This window comes from Nocardioides sp. Soil796, assembly GCF_001429525.1.
Lineage (GTDB): Bacteria > Actinomycetota > Actinomycetes > Propionibacteriales > Nocardioidaceae > Nocardioides.
Genome location: NZ_LMSQ01000022.1, coordinates 280888 through 295533 on the forward strand (window position 1 = coordinate 280888; position 14646 = coordinate 295533).

Genomic DNA, 14646 nt, shown 5'->3' on the forward strand with positions numbered 1-14646 from the left:
GTCCGGGCCGAGCCCGGATCCGGGCGGAGGCGGGCTCAGCGCGGGACGAGCGCCCAATAGTCGAGGTCGAGCAGCACGCCGGCGGCGTACTTGCCCTCGTCGTTGCGCAGCGTCATCGACTCGTCGCGGCCCTTGGTGGCGACCAGTCGCAACCGGAGCGCGCCGACGCCGGGGGCCGAGGTCGTGGCCTTGTCGAGCACCTCCGACCACGCGTAGACGGTGTCGCCGGCGAACGCCGGCGCGGTGTGGGCTCCGGCGTTGATCGCGGCGATCAGCTGGGCGTTGGCCAGGCCGTTGAACGACAGCGCGCGGGCCATCGAGATCACGTGCCCTCCGTAGATCAGGCGGGTGCCGTCGGGCCGGGCCTCGGTGTTGAAGTGCACCTTGGCGGTGTTCTGCCAGAGGCGGGTGGCCAGCATGTGCTCGGGGTCCGTCAGCGTGACGCCGTCGACGTGGTCGATCTTCTCGCCGACCTCGTAGTCGCCGAAGCTGTGCGGCTCACCGGCCGCCGCGAAGTCGTACGCCGTGAAGTCGAGGCCCGCGGGCAGCACGAGGTCCTTGGCAGCCACCGAGGCGGCCAGGTCGGGTACGACGGTCTCCGGCGCCGGCGCGTCGTGGTCGCGCTTGTGCACCATCACCCAACGTGCCCAGTCGAGCGCCACCTCGCCGCGCTGGTTGGTGGCCGTGGACCGGACGTAGACCACGCCGCTCCTGCCGTTGGAGTTCTGCTTGAGCCCGATCACCTCCGAGGAGGTGCTCAAGGTGTCGCCGGGCACGACCGGCTGGTGGAACCGGCACTCGGCGTACCCGAGGTTCGCCACGGCGTTCAGCGAGATGTCGGGCACGGTCTTGCCGAACGCGATGTGGAAGGCGACCAGCTCCTCCACCGGCGCGGGGTCGAGCCCGGAGGCCTTGGCGAACTCCGCGGACGAGGGCACCGCGAAGCGAGTCGGGTAGAGCGCGCCGTAAAGGGCACGGTCACCCTCGGTCACGGTGCGGGGCGTGGCATGGCGCAGCACCTGCCCGACGGTGAAGTCCTCGAAGAAGTTGCCCGGGTTCGTCTTGGTCATGGCGTCATGGTGCCGCACCCTGACCGCTCGCGGGCCCTCGTCTCACGTGGAATTGGCCACAGTCCCCCACGCCTCCCGCAGGCTCAGGCGCCTCCCCCACCGGCCTTGCGACGGTGCATCTTCGGGCCGCCACCCTCGACCTCGGAACCGTGGACCTTCTCGCGAGCAGTGGGCTGGCCGTCGGCATCGGTGGGGTGGTGCGCGTTGTTCTTGCGGTCGAGAGCCTCCCGCATCTTGGCCTTGAGGTCGGCGTTGGCGTCGCTGGCGTCCGTCATGGTGTCTCCTCGCGTCGGTCAGAGGTTCCACCTTGACACTCAACACGTCCGGGGCCAAGGGGTTATCCCGCCGGTCCACGGGGTAGTTTCTGCGCATGATCCGTACGTGGGTGGTCGGCACCCTCCTGGTCCTGGCCCCGGTCGTCCTGACCGGATGCGCAGCCGATCCCTCCGGCAACGAGATGGTGATGGGCGAGGCCGCGGGCACCGCGGAGGCACCCGACGCCGCCCAGGAGGAGACCCAGGCGCCTCCGGACCCGTTGGCCACTCCGGACGCTCCTGCGCCGTCCTCCGCGGACCCGGCGACGGGAATCCGCATCACCAAGCAGGGCTACGAATACTCCGCGCCCCAGGGCTGGGTCGAGATCACCAAGCAGATGCGCGAGAGCGGCCAGGACATCGACACCGCGGTCGGCGAGGCCATGTCCGGCGCCACCACGGTGCGCGAGAACCTGAACGTCGTCCTCACGCCGGCGCCCGGCGGATCGATGGAGGCCTACGAGGCGATCGCGGCCGACACCCTGAAGTTCATGGTGAAGGACCTCGACGTCTACGACCGCACCGTCATCGACGGACGGGAGGCAGTCCACGTCGGCGGGGTCGCCGAGGTCGGCAACGCCTCCTTCTTCTTCGAGCAGTACATCGCGGAGAAGGACGGCACCATGTACGCCATCTCCTTCGCCGTCGACCTGGCGACGCCCGAGGCCGGCCGCCGGGAGCTGATCGACTCCGTGCTCGCCTCCTGGAAGTGGCCTGCCTGACGACGGGCTGAGAGAATCGTCGGCATGCACACCATCAAGCGACCCGCGGCCGCCCTCGCCGCCGTCCTGCTGGCTGCCGTCGCCCTGACCGGCTGCGGTGGCGACGACGGCAAGGACAAGGCGTCCGACGACTCCAGCTCGAGCGCGCCGGCGTCCGAGGACCCGACCGACGAGCCCTCCGAGGAGCCGACCACGACCGACTTCGGCGCACCGGCGAAGGGCGACCGGGTCAAGGGCGCGGGATACACCTACCGCGTTCCCGCGTCCTGGACCGGGATCACCAAGAAGGCCGCGCAGGTCGACAGGACCATCGACTCGGCCGCGGGTGAGAAGCAGTTCCCCGACGGATTCCAGGACACGGTCATCGTGTCCTTCGACAAGGCCGAGGCGGGCACCGGTCTCGACGAGCTGGAGGCGTCGGTTCCCGACCAGGTCAAGAAGATCGTGAAGAAGCTGGAGATCCTGCCCGCCGTCACGATCGACGAGGTAGCCGCGATCCACTACCGCGGCACCGTCGGCAAGGCCGCCGGCACCTCGGCGTACGTCCTCGACCAGTACGTCGCCATCGACGAGGCCGGCAAGATCACCGTGATCTCGTTCTCGTTCTCCCCCGGGCTCGCCAAGCCGGCGCAGCAGAAGCTCGTGAACAGCGTCCTGGCGTCCTGGAAGTGGAGCGCCTGACAGCACGGACATGCGGACGGCCCGGCTCCCCAGGTGATGGGGAGCCGGGCCGTTCGTCGTACGGGTGATCAGCCCTTGAGCTTGTAGTCCTTGAGCAGGGACCGGCCGATGATCATCTTCTGGATGTCGGAGGTGCCCTCGCCGATCAGCATGAACTTCACCTCACGCATCAGCCGCTCGATCTCGTACTCCTTGGAGTAGCCGTAGCCACCGTGGATCCGGAAGGAGTCCTCGACGACCTCGTTGGCGAACTCCGAGGCAACCATCTTCGCCATCCCGGCCTCCACGTCCATCCGCCGACCGGTGTCCTTCAACCGGGCCGCGCGCACCATCATCGTGTGCGCCGTCTCGACCTTCGTCGCCATGTCGGCCAGGCGGAAAAGCACCGCCTGGTGGTCGGCGATGACCTTGCCGAACGTCTTGCGCTGCTGGGCGTAGGCGATCCCCAGCTCGAAACCACGCCACGCCAACCCACACGCACGAGCGGCCACGTTGACCCGACCCACCTCGACACCGTCCATCATCTGGAAGAAGCCCTTGCCGGGCTCACCACCCAGGATCTGGTCGGCCGAGATCTGGTGACCCTCAAGGATCATCTCCGTGGTCTCGACACCCTTGTAGCCCATCTTCTCGAGCTTGCCCGGCACGGTGACGCCCTGCGCGGTCTCACCGAAGCCCGGCTCCTTCTCGACCAGGAACGTGGTCATGTTCTTGTAGACCGACTCGGCACCCTCGTCGGTCTTGGTCAGCAACGCCACCAGCGTCGACGTGCCACCGTTGGTCAGCCACATCTTCTGGCCGGTGATCGAGTAGGAGCCGTCCTCCTGCCTGGTCGCCTTCGTCGAGACCGCAGAGACGTCCGACCCCAGACCGGGCTCCGACATCGAGAACGCACCCCGCACCTCACCGGTGGCCATCTTCGGGAGGTACTTCTGCTTCTGCTCCTCCGTGCCGTGAGCCATCAGCAGGTAGGACACGATGAAGTGGGTGTTGATCACACCCGAGACGCTCATCCAGCCCCGGGCGATCTCCTCGACCACCAGCGCATAGGTCAGCAACGACTCACCGAGGCCGCCGTACTCCTCGGGAATCATCAACCCGAAGATGCCCAGCTCCTTGAGACCCTCGATGATCTCGGTGGGGTACTCGTCCGCGTGCTCGAGCTCCTGGGCCACCGGAATGATCTTGGCCTCGACGAACTGCCGAACCGTCTTCAGGATCTCGTCCTGGATGTCAGTGAGACCCTCGGTCTCGCAGAGTCGTCCCATCTTGCTTCCTTTCAACGCGACTCCGGTCAGGGCCACATCGTCGTGGCCCTGACCGGGTCATTTCTGAGTTCGTGCGTCTGGGGGTCAGTACTCCCAGTCGTCCGGCGGCGTCAGCTCGGGCTCCGGCTTGGCGGCATCCCAGGCGGACGAGGTACGGAGCCTCGTCGACGTGCGGTACGGGATGTACTTGGCCAGGTAGGAGTGGCTGTACCAGATCGAGTCGAAGTTGCGGTTCCAGTCCCGGAACAGGGACACGCCCTTGAGCCGCAGGATGATCTCGTCACCACGCAGGCCGGCGTTGCCCCAGTTGCTGGAGCCGGTCCAGATGTGGGCCGAGGAGCGGTCACCCGCGTAGTTCCCCGAGACCAGCAGCACCTTGTGGTGGCCGTAGAGGTCGATCTCGCCGTCGTAGTTGGTGTCGTAGCCGGCCACGTGCACCGGCACGTAGCCGCGCGACGTACGGGTGGCGAAGACGTTGCGGGCGCCACGGTCGGCCCAGCTGTACCAGACCCGGACGTTGCAGCCCTGGGCGAACAGCTGGCGCACCTTCTTGGCCAGCCACGTGCCGCGCTTGCCGGAGATCGTGTGCATGCCGACGCGGACGACCGTGCGGCCGTTGATGCCCGTCCCGCCGTTGGCCCCGGTGCACGTGATCTTGCGCATCTCACGCATCTGCGGGTCGTTCTTGACGGTCCAGCCCGGCAGCGGGAGCACCTCGAGCTGCCAGATGCCGGCCCGCTTGATGTAGTGCTGCCTCGCGGCCGACAGCTTCCGGTCAGCCTTCAGCTGACGGTAGAGGCCGAGGAAGTCGCGGTACATGTTCGGCTTGTTCCACGTCGTGTAGAGGTCGTTGTGCTGGTTCACCGCGGCGTTGCCGGTGAAGTTGAACGACCCGGTCATGATGACGTTCCGGACCGAACCGGTGTAGCCGAACAGCACCATCTTGGTGTGCAGGTTCTCGTATCCGGCACGGCAGCTGCCGACGCAGATGTGGTACCAGGACGGCCTGCTCCGATTGGTGCCCAAGGCACCCTTGAGCTTGCGCATTGCACCGTTGATCTGGTGGTTGTTCAGGATCACCTGCACCCGGACGCCGCGCTTCTTGGCGCGGATCAGCGCGTCGGTCAACGGCATGCGGTCGAAGGAGAAGAGCGAGATGCGGATGTAGGATCCTTTGTGGGCGTGGTTGATGCCCTCGAGGATCTGGTTCTCGATGCGCCACATGTCGGCCGGACTCGAGCGGGCGTGGTTGAAGGTGCCCCCAGGGATCGGCCTCCATCCCGCGGCTTGCTGATTGGCTGGTGTGGTTGTGGCTGCCCCCGCTGCCGGTGATGACTCAGCCGGGCTGACGACAGCGCCGCCACCCAGCATCACGACCAGAATCGAGAGAGCACTGATGACTGCTCTCAACGTCTTCCCCTTCTCCATGTTGATCTGCGAAAGAACTTCGGAACGCTAACACGCGGTTCGGGCTCCGGTGGTTTCATCTCGAGTGCCTCACGAGCCCGGGTGAGCGATCTCACCTCAGTCATGAGGTTGGCGATCGCCTGGGCCGCCAGGTCGAGAATCTCCCCGTCCGGCACCTCCCCGGGGTGGCGAAGGTCGCCGAGCTCGACCGGCTCCAGCAGACTGAGGTCACCGACGAGATCGAACTGCCGCTCCTGCAGCATCTCGATCGAGCGTCGGGCACGTCGCTGGAGCTCCTCGAGCATACGGGTGCCGGGCCGGAATTTCTCGCCACTCGCCGGGATGACCCGCCCCATGGCGAGGTAGCCCCGGATCCAGCGACCACGGTTGCCGGCGGAGGAGAAGTCCTCGAGCCGAGCGTTCACCCGGCGCAGCAGCTCGGCCTCGACGAGCCCGAGGGAGCGGTTCGACGGCTCTTCGGGGATCTCGAGGCCGTCGGGATCGACGCCGACGACCGACGCGAACCGCCGCCACAGCTCACCGGGTTCGGCCCGCCCGACGGCGACGGGGAGGACGTGGATGCGGGACGGCTCGACCACGCTCCCCCAGCGCTCGAGTATCTCGGCCAGGTCGAAGGCGCCCCAGCCCCACTCGTCGGTGGGGTCGTAGTCGGCGCGCTCGGGCCAGTCGTCGATCGACAGGTCGCCGCCGTTCTTCACCCACTCCTGCCAGTACGACGTACCGAGGGTGACCAGGTCGCGCGCCGTCAGGATCACGTGCAGCTCGGCGTCGGGGAACGAGTCGCACGCCCGGCGGACGTGCTCGGGGGCCGCGGCGCCGAAGAACTCGTGGCTGATGACGACGTCGCCGTCCCACCCCACGGCCTCGTCGACCAGGTCCTGCCACGGGGCGGTGATGTCACCCGAGCGGCGAGCCAGCTTCGGGTCGTCCCGGAGGTCGAGGGAGGCCAGCAGGTGGCGGCGTCGGTGGCGGCCCGGAATCAGCAGGCCGCGCTCAGCGAGCAGGTCCTTGTTCGCCCAGACGACGTCCTGGAGGTAGGTCGTGCCCGTCTTCGGGAGACCGATGTGCAGGAAGACCCGTCGGGTCATTTCTCAGGGTCACTCACACTGTCGTGGTAGCGCTTCAGCGCCTCCGCCACGCGGGACTCGTCACGCTCCGACAATGGCACCAGCAGCTCCATGACGACGTCGGTGAGCTCGGCCAGGCGCAGGTTGACCTGCCGGCACTCCTGCACCTCGGCCTCGAGGGCGGCCAGGCGCCGGGCGGTGCCGGTGCGGTCGCGCGCGCGGCGGGCCACGTCCTTCAGCTTGTCCACGTGATCACCAATCTGCTGATGGGGGTTCCGGCGACAGAGGGACCTGGCGCCGCGGTGCTGCCGTCGTCGAGCTCGACCAGGTCGGCCCGCTCGACCACGCGGCCGCCGGTCGACTCGACCTGCTCCAGCAGGTCCTCGAGGTCCAACGGTGAAACCCCGAACGGGTGACGGCCGGTCGCCGGTGCGGTCTGCACCTGCAGGTGCAGCCGTCCGGTGGTTCCGACCACCATGCGGGCCAGGCGGAGCAGGCTGAGGCGGCCGAAGTCGTCGGTGGTGTCAGCCACGTGCCGGGCCAGCGCGATGCGGGGGCCGGGTTCGCGGGAGAGCTGTGCACCCGCAGCCAGCACGGACCGGAGCTCGGTCAGGTTGACGAACTGGAACGTCACCGGGAGTCCGGCGTCGGTCGAGCGCCGGGCCTCGCGACGGAAGCCGCGGGCCACGTAGTCGAGACCCCAGGTGGTGACACCCTGCCTCGCCAGCCAGGCGGCATCGCGGCCCGCCCCGCAGCCGATGTCGACCGCGGTCTGCACCTCGGGCTCGCGCTCGCGCACCCAGTGCACGAACGACGACTCGCGCGGGTGCTCCTCGTCGACCTTGGCGGGCCGGCCGTAGTAGCGGTCCCAGACCTTCTCGCGACCGACCCTGGTTCCCCGGAACCAGCCGTTGAGCCGACGGACGGTCGCGTGCGGCGTCTCGAACTTGTACGCCGGGTCCGGCACCTTCCAGCTGGGCCCGTACATCGCCTCGAGCAGGTGCTCCGGGTGCGCCGGCGCCGGGAACGGGCGGCCCTCGAACTCGATCTCGTGGGTCGGGAAGATCCACTCGGGACGGAACGGGTGCCCGACCTCGCCCATGAGGTAGAGGTGCCCCTCGCGCAGGAAGCCGCCGAACACGTCGAGCCCACGTACCGCGCCGTCGGACTCGGTGACCAGCACCTTGAAGGCGAGCCCGCTGTAACGCGTCACCGGGTAGCCCATGTCGATCAGTGCGCGCTGCAGCCGGAACGACTCGAGCATCGCGTCGACCGGCTGGTCGTGACGGCTCACGTAGCCGAGATCGGCGTCCGAGTCGTGCCCGATCAGGCCGCCCTGGCGGACCGCGCCGAGGAGCGTGCCGTAGGCCATGAACGCCTCGACGCCACACGTGGCAAGCGCGTCGACCACGGCCCGCATCGAGTCGAGGAGCGGCCCGGTGTGCTCGGCGCTGCGGCTCTCGAACAGGCGGGAGAGCCGGTTGCTCTTGTCGAGTCCCAGGGGATGGCCGTCGGAGTCCTCGACCGTGATCGCACCGTTGCCGCTGCCGAGGCTGACCTCGGCGCAGAAGAGCTCGTCGCCGCTCACGTGGTCGACCAGCGCGAGGGTCGTCGTACCGTCGAGGAACCTGCGCAGCGCCTCGGGCCAGCGGGCGAGGAGCTCACGACCGTCGGCGACCGTGTCGCGGCGCGACCAGAAGGACCAGACCCGCCGGTCGTCGAACTTGACATCGATGGCACGGTCCCGGCGGCCGCGCATGCGAATGCCCTCGTCGGAGATGCTGATGTCCCGGATCACGGGAGCGGTCGCCTTCATGGGCAGTCCTCCCTCGTCAGGGTCGTCGCTGCGTTCGGCACCATGCTACGCATTCCACCCGTTGGCCCGGCGCAGTGCCTGACCCGCGGTTGCGATGAGGTCGTCCACCTTCGACGGGCGGGCTCCGACGGCCACGTCGGTGGTGGCCTCGAGGTGGTCGAGGACGGCGAGGGTGGCCGCCCGCACCTCTGCCTCGGGTGCGCTGGCGGCCTTGCGCGGGAGGTCGGGGAAGCCGCTCGACACGGGGAGGTCGTCGAGGCTGCCGTAGAGCTCGAACCGCGAGTCGGACATCGCCTCGCGCAGCTCCTGGTTGAGCGTCGCGGCGTACTCGGCGGCGCGACGGTCGAGCACGGGCCTGCTCTCGGAGGCGCGCAGCGGGGCGAGCACGTCGCGGGCCAACGCCCGCATGCCCACGCGGTAGCGACGCGGGGGTACGTCGGCCAGGTGTGCGTTGACCCGCCGGAGGAACTCGCAGGACCCGAACCCCAGTGAGGTGTTGTCGTGCACGTCGTCGAGGTCGACCCCACTGCCGTCGAACCCGGCAGCGGCACAGAACCGGTCCCACAGCTCCGAGCGGGGCGCGTCCGGGGGCGGGACGGTGACGACGTGGGTCTTGGCGATGCCGTGGGCACGACTCCATCGCTCGAGCATCGGCGTGATGTCCTGGGCACGGTGGAAGGTGCGGTGCGCCCGGGAGCGGGTCACCCGGCGACTGCGCGAGGGCTCGATGCGGCGCAGGTAGTCGGGCCACGACTCGTCACCGAAGTTGCGGGTGTAGGTCTGCCACTGCGCTGGGATCACCCGGGACTGGTCGCGCACGGTGAGGATGACCTCGATGGTGGCGTGGGAGTTCCTCAAGGGGTTGAGGAACGGACCCATGTGCCGGTCCGAGGCGAAGCTGAGGAACTCCATCGACACCACGGCCGTGGTGTCGGGGTCCATGGCGCCCACGGGCTGCACGAGCGCGCGCCACTTCCGCTTGTTCTTCCCCGGCTGCTTCGGCAGGTTGAGCACGTCGCGCACGGCGCGGGACTGGACCCCGAAGGCCCCACCGAGGAACACGGCGTCACGCTCGGCGAGCAGCTCCTGGTTGTTCCCGAGCACGGACTGGACGAAGCTCGTCCCGGTCTTCATCGCACCGATGTGCAACACAATCCGGCCAGCCATCGTCGCCCTTTCTCCCCTCGCTCCGAACCCGTCGTCGGCATCGCGCGCAAGGTATCACCGGGGGCTCCCCCGACGACATCCGGTGCGACACGCCGACAGGCGGCTGCGTCGGAGTGCCCGGGAAACGCGTCCTACGACTGTCATGCTGGCGCCTACGTGCCCAGAGAAGTCGATCGGTTAGGAGGGCACGCATGAGGCTGGCCCGGTTCACAACGTGGCGGCGTTCCCATCCTCGCGTGCTCATCGGGGCCGGCCTCGCCCTGGTCCTGATGGCGACGGTGCTGCACTTCGCGTCCCCCTTCGACTCCGACGGCGACGGCAGCGACGACGGTCAGGCCAGCCTGAGTGCGGAGAACCCCCGCGCACCCGCACCCACCGGGGCCACCCAGTTCCGGATGGCGTCGTTCAACCTCCTCGGCGCCGGTCACACCAGGCCCGGTGGCGACCGACCCGGCTGGGCCTCCGGCGAGCAGCGCATGGTCTGGTCCGTGCAGCTGCTCCGCCAGCAGAACATCGACCTGGTCGGCTTCCAGGAGATGCAGGACCCCCAGTTCAAGAAGTTCAAGGCGCTCACCGGCACCCAGTACGGCATCTACCCCGGTTCCGAGCTGGGCCCGGCCGCGATGCACAACAGCATCGCCTGGCGTCGCGACACCTGGGAGGTCGTGCAGAAGAAGTGGGTGCACATCCCCTACTTCGGCGGCGACCTGATCCGCATGCCCTACGTACAGCTGCGCCATGTGAGGACCGGCCAGCTCGCGTGGTTCGCGAACTTCCACAACCCCGCCAACGCCCGCGGCGACGCCCGCAAGTGGCGGATCAAGGCGACCAACATCGAGATCGCCCTGGCCAACCGGCTGCGCGAGAACTACCCCGGACAGCCCGTCCACTTCACCGGTGACATGAACGAGCGCGAGCTCTACTTCTGCCCGGTCCACCGACGCACCGAGCTCCGGTCCGCCAACGGCGGCTACTTCACCGGGTCCACCTGCCACCCGCCGAAGCCGATGCCGGTCGACTGGATCTTCGGCACGGCGCCGACCCGCTTCACCGGGTACGTCGCACTCCGCAGCGCCCTGGTCCGCAAGAGCACCGACCACCCGCTGGTGATCGCCAACGCGAGCATCCCGCCGGCGCGCGCCCAGACCAGCGGAGTGACCCGGGTCGTGGTCATCTCGGTCGAGGGACTGCGCCCCGACATGCTGGCCCAGCTCGCCGCCGCCAACGCTCCGGGCATGGCCTACTTCATGGAGAAGGGCGCCTCGACGCTCGACGCCCGCACCGAGTACACCCGCACCACGCAGCTTCCCAACGCCACCTCGATGGTGACCGGACGCTCGGTGACGGCGAAGTACGGCGGCCACGGGGTCGGCGTCGACAGGGACACCGGTGGCACCATCGCCCAGGCTGCGGGCCACTACGTCAACAGCGCCTTCGCGATGGCCCACGACGTCGGCTACTCGACCGCGCTCTACGCCCAGGATCCGGCCATGGCCATGATCCGCAGGTCGTACGACGCCCGACACGGCGCGCTCGACCCCCAGACCAGGGACTACGGCCGCAACAAGATCACGACGTACGCCCAGAACAGGAGCAGCGCGGTCCTCGTCCGCGACTTCACCCGCCAGCTGGCCGCGTCCCCGCGACGGTTCTCCTTCCTGCAGCTCAACGACCTCGACACCGTCGGTCACGAGTCGGGCTACATGTCTGCGGCGTACAGGAAGAGCGCCCGACGCGTCGACGAGCTGGTCCGCCGGATCCGGGTCACGATCAACAACTCCGCGACCCTGCGTGGCCACACCCTCGTCGTGCTGACCACCGAGCATGCGGGCTACCGGCGTACGAACTCCGATCCGTCGCTGCTGCGCAACCACCAGATCCCGTTCGTGGTGTGGGGCCCCACCGTGCGCGCGGGCACGGACCTCTATGCGATCAACCCGCAGCTGCGGCGTCCCGGTCGCACGAGGCCCGGCTACAACGAGGCACAGCCGGTGCGCAACACCGACGTCGCCAACCTGGTCATGACCGCGCTGCGCCTGCCCTCCGTCCCCGGCAGCAACATGAACCGCGGACAGACGTTGAACGTCTTCGGCGGTCCGTGAGCACGATTTCGCGTCCCGGCCGATACGGTGGGGTCTCGTGAGCACTGCCCCTTCCCGCGTCTTCGTGGCCCGACTGGTCGGGCTGCCGATCTTCGACCCCCAGGGTGACCAGGTCGGCAAGGTGCGAGACCTCGTGGTGGCGCTCCGCACCGAGTCCAGCCAGCCGCGTGTGCTGGGGCTGGTCGCCGAGGTCTTCGGCCGGCGCCGCATCTTCGTGCCGATGACCCGGGTCACCAACATCGACTCCGGGCAGGTCTACACCACGGGCCTGCTGAACATGCGTCGGTTCCAGCAGCGGCCCACCGAGACCCTGGTGATCGGGCAGATGCTCGACCGCAACGTGCGGGTGATCGGCTCGGAGGTGACCGGCGTCGTCTACGACGTCGCCATGGAGCAGGCCCGCAACCGCGACTGGGTGCTCAGCCGGGTCGCGCTCCAGGAGCCGGGACGGGGGTTCCGCCGCAAGGGTCAGACCCACGTCCTCGAGTGGGGCGAGGTCACCGGTGTGACCCGGCCGGAGGAGAGCCAGGGCGCCACCCAGCTGCTCGCCTCCCTGCACGAGATGCGGCCGGCCGACGCGGCGAGCGTGATCCACGACCTGCCGAAGGAGCGCCTCGGCGCGGTCATCGCCGGTCTCGACGACGAGCGCCTGGCCGACGTCCTCGAGGAGCTGCCCGAGGAGGACCAGGTCGAGATCCTGGAGCACCTCGACTCCGAGCGGGCCGCCGACGTGCTCGAGGAGATGTCACCCGACGACGCCGCCGACCTCATCGCCGACCTGCCGCCCGAGACCGCGGCCCAGCTGCTCGAGCTGATGGAGCCCTCGGACGCCGAGGACGTCAAGCGACTGATGTCGTACGCCGAGCACACCGCCGGCGCCATGATGACCGTCGAGCCGGTGATCCTGCCGCCCGACGCGACCATCGCCGAGGCCCTGGCCCACGTCCGCAACCCCGACCTCACCACGTCCCTGGCCGCCCTGGTCTACGTGTGCCGGTCGCCCCTCGAACCACCGACCGGGCGCCTGCTCGGCGTCGCGCACATCCAGCGCCTGCTGCGTGAGCCACCGTCGACGCTGGTGGCCGCCGCACTCGACCAGACGCTCGACCCACTGCGTCCCGGGATGAGCATCGACGCGGTCGCCGCACACCTCGCGACGTACAACCTGGTGGCCGCCCCTGTCGTCGACGACGACGGCCGGCTGCTGGGCGCGGTCACCGTCGACGACCTCCTCGACCACATGCTCCCGGAGAACTGGCGCGAGCAGGTCCCGCGCACGGGGGTGACCCATGGCTGAGCGCCGAAGCCGTCTCGACACACCCCGCGAGGTACGCCGACCGCTGGTCCGCCGGCCGACGTACGACTCGGAGATGTTCGGCGTCTTCGCCGAGCAGTTCGCCCGCTTCATGGGCACCGCGAAGTTCCTGATCTACATGACCCTGTTCGTGGTGGTCTGGATCGGCTGGAACGCGCTCGCGCCCTCGTCGGTGCGCTGGGACGACTACCCCTACATCTTCCTGACGCTGATGCTCAGCCTCCAGGCGTCATACGCCGCACCGCTGATCCTGCTCGCGCAGAACCGGCAGGAGACCCGCGACAAGGTGATCGCCGAGCAGGACCGACAGGCCAATGCCCGGGCCCACGCCGACATGGAGTTCCTGGCCCGCGAGGTGGCCTCACTGCGGATGGCGGTCGGCGAGGTGGCCACCCGCGACTTCCTCCGCTCCGAGCTGAAGGTCCTGCTGACCGATCTCGAGGAGCTCGCGGCCAGCGGGCCTGAGGAGGAATCCGGGGACGAGACCGAAATCGTTGAACCTCGGAGCACCACGTAGGCTTGGGGATCATGAGCACCCCCACGATCGAGCAGGTCACCGCCGCACTGGCGACAGTCAACGACCCGGAGATCAAGCGCCCCATCACCGAGATCAACATGGTCGACCGGATCGAGATCGGCGACGACGGCGTGGTCTCCGTGACCGTGCTCCTCACCGTTGCCGGGTGTCCCCTCAAGGACACCATCACGCGTGACGTCACCGCCGCGGTCAGCCGGGTGGCGGGCGTCACCGGCGTCGACCTCGAGCTGGGCGTGATGACCGCCGAGCAGCGCGCCGGCCTGCAGGAGATCCTCCGCGGCGGCCAGGCGCAGCGTGAGATCCCGTTCGCCCAGCCCGGCTCCCTCACCAAGGTCTACGCGATCGCCTCCGGCAAGGGTGGTGTCGGCAAGTCCTCGGTGACCGTGAACCTCGCCCTCGCGCTGGCCAAGCAGGGCTTGAAGGTCGGCGTCCTCGATGCCGACATCTACGGCCACTCGGTGCCGGCCATGCTCGGTGTGGGCGACGCCCGCCCGACCCAGGTCGACGACCTGATCATGCCGGTTCCCACACCCTCCGGCGTGTCCGTGATCTCGATCGGCATGCTCAAGCCCAAGCGCGAGCAGGTCGTCGCCTGGCGCGGGCCGATGCTCGACCGGGCGCTCGTCCAGATGCTCTCCGACGTCTACTGGGGCGACCTCGACGCGCTCCTCCTCGACCTGCCGCCCGGCACCGGCGACGTCGCGATCTCGCTGGGCCAGCACCTCCCGAACGCCGAGGTGATCGTGGTGACCACCCCGCAGGAGGCCGCCGCCGAGGTCGCCGAGCGCGCCGGCACGATGGCCTCGATGATGCACCAGCGGGTCGTCGGCGTCGTCGAGAACATGAGCTTCCTGCTCTGCCCGCACTGCGCCGAGGAGGGCAAGCCCGAGCACCGCCTGGAGATCTTCGGATCCGGCGGTGGTGACCGGGTGGCCGCGACGCTCTCCGAGCGCTTCGGCTACGACGTCCGCGTGCTCGGCCGGATCCCCCTCGACGTGTCCCTCCGCGAGGGTGGTGACTCGGGCAAGCCGATCGTCGAGGCCGACCCGACCGCGCCTGCCGCCCAGGAGCTCAACCGCATCGCGGAGGGCCTCTCCGGACGGGGCCGCGGACTGGCCGGCATGCAACTCGGACTCACGCCCTCCAGCCGGTTCTGAT

At 69.0% G+C, this 14646-nt stretch carries 14 protein-coding genes; 6 read left to right on the top strand and 8 right to left on the bottom strand.

The genetic code is table 11. The annotated features are described in order from the left end of the window. Positions 1–35 precede the first annotated feature (35 nt). Positions 36–1070 carry a MaoC family dehydratase gene (locus ASH02_RS25175; RefSeq protein ID WP_056681234.1) on the bottom strand — a complete coding sequence of 345 codons (1035 nt, stop codon included), beginning with the start codon at positions 1068–1070 and terminating at the stop codon, positions 36–38. Positions 1071–1153: 83 nt separating this feature from the next. Continuing rightward, a complete protein-coding gene (locus ASH02_RS25180; protein ID WP_056681237.1) occupies positions 1154–1345 on the bottom strand; it encodes a DUF5302 domain-containing protein in 192 nt (63 codons plus the stop codon). Positions 1346–1440: 95 nt separating this feature from the next. Between ASH02_RS25180 and ASH02_RS25185 the strand changes: the two genes are divergently transcribed. Both ASH02_RS25185 and ASH02_RS25190 read left to right on the top strand, forming a co-directional pair. Beyond that, positions 1441–2106 (top strand): hypothetical protein, encoded by a 666-nt coding sequence (locus tag ASH02_RS25185; RefSeq protein ID WP_057295721.1) that lies wholly within the window; start codon positions 1441–1443, stop codon positions 2104–2106. 24 nt (positions 2107–2130) lie between these two features. After that, positions 2131–2787, top strand: a complete 657-nt coding sequence (locus tag ASH02_RS25190; RefSeq protein WP_057295722.1) for a hypothetical protein — start codon at positions 2131–2133, stop codon at positions 2785–2787. Between the two features lie 68 nt (positions 2788–2855). Here the strand turns inward: ASH02_RS25190 and ASH02_RS25195 are convergent, their stop codons facing one another. The 6 genes from ASH02_RS25195 to ASH02_RS25220 all read right to left on the bottom strand — a co-directional run bounded on the left by ASH02_RS25195 (position 2856) and on the right by ASH02_RS25220 (position 9500). Further along, positions 2856–4055, bottom strand: coding sequence for an acyl-CoA dehydrogenase family protein (locus ASH02_RS25195; protein ID WP_056681245.1), 1200 nt, complete (start codon positions 4053–4055; stop codon positions 2856–2858). 84 nt (positions 4056–4139) lie between these two features. After that, a complete protein-coding gene (locus ASH02_RS25200) occupies positions 4140–5279 on the bottom strand; it encodes a phospholipase D-like domain-containing protein (protein ID WP_057295723.1) in 1140 nt (379 codons plus the stop codon). A 182-nt stretch (positions 5280–5461) separates the two neighbouring features. Beyond that, on the bottom strand, positions 5462–6571 hold the full coding sequence (locus ASH02_RS25205; RefSeq protein WP_056681252.1) for a hypothetical protein: 1110 nt from the start codon (positions 6569–6571) through the stop codon (positions 5462–5464). Then, a complete protein-coding gene (locus ASH02_RS25210) occupies positions 6568–6798 on the bottom strand; it encodes a DUF6752 domain-containing protein (RefSeq protein WP_056681254.1) in 231 nt (76 codons plus the stop codon). Before ASH02_RS25210 ends, ASH02_RS25205 begins: the two co-directional genes overlap by 4 nt. After that, entirely contained in the window at positions 6786–8366 is a 1581-nt protein-coding gene (locus ASH02_RS25215; protein WP_056681258.1) for a class I SAM-dependent methyltransferase, read from the bottom strand. Before ASH02_RS25215 ends, ASH02_RS25210 begins: the two co-directional genes overlap by 13 nt. 45 nt (positions 8367–8411) lie before the next feature. Then, positions 8412–9500 (bottom strand): hypothetical protein, encoded by a 1089-nt coding sequence (locus ASH02_RS25220; protein WP_156393620.1) that lies wholly within the window; start codon positions 9498–9500, stop codon positions 8412–8414. Between the two features lie 269 nt (positions 9501–9769). Between ASH02_RS25220 and ASH02_RS25225 the strand changes: the two genes are divergently transcribed. Genes ASH02_RS25225 through ASH02_RS25240 form a run of 4 tightly spaced genes read left to right on the top strand, consistent with a single transcriptional unit; the run spans position 9770 to position 14645 of the window. Further along, a complete protein-coding gene (locus tag ASH02_RS25225) occupies positions 9770–11635 on the top strand; it encodes an alkaline phosphatase family protein (RefSeq protein WP_057295724.1) in 1866 nt (621 codons plus the stop codon). Between the two features lie 37 nt (positions 11636–11672). Then, entirely contained in the window at positions 11673–12932 is a 1260-nt protein-coding gene (locus ASH02_RS25230; protein ID WP_056681269.1) for a magnesium transporter MgtE N-terminal domain-containing protein, read from the top strand. Then, complete coding sequence (locus tag ASH02_RS25235; protein WP_056889814.1) at positions 12925–13467, top strand: DUF1003 domain-containing protein; 543 nt, start codon at positions 12925–12927, stop codon at positions 13465–13467. The genes ASH02_RS25230 and ASH02_RS25235 overlap by 8 nt, the downstream gene beginning before the upstream one ends. 11 nt (positions 13468–13478) lie before the next feature. Continuing rightward, on the top strand, positions 13479–14645 hold the full coding sequence (locus ASH02_RS25240) for an Mrp/NBP35 family ATP-binding protein (RefSeq protein ID WP_056684791.1): 1167 nt from the start codon (positions 13479–13481) through the stop codon (positions 14643–14645). Position 14646 lies beyond the last annotated feature (1 nt).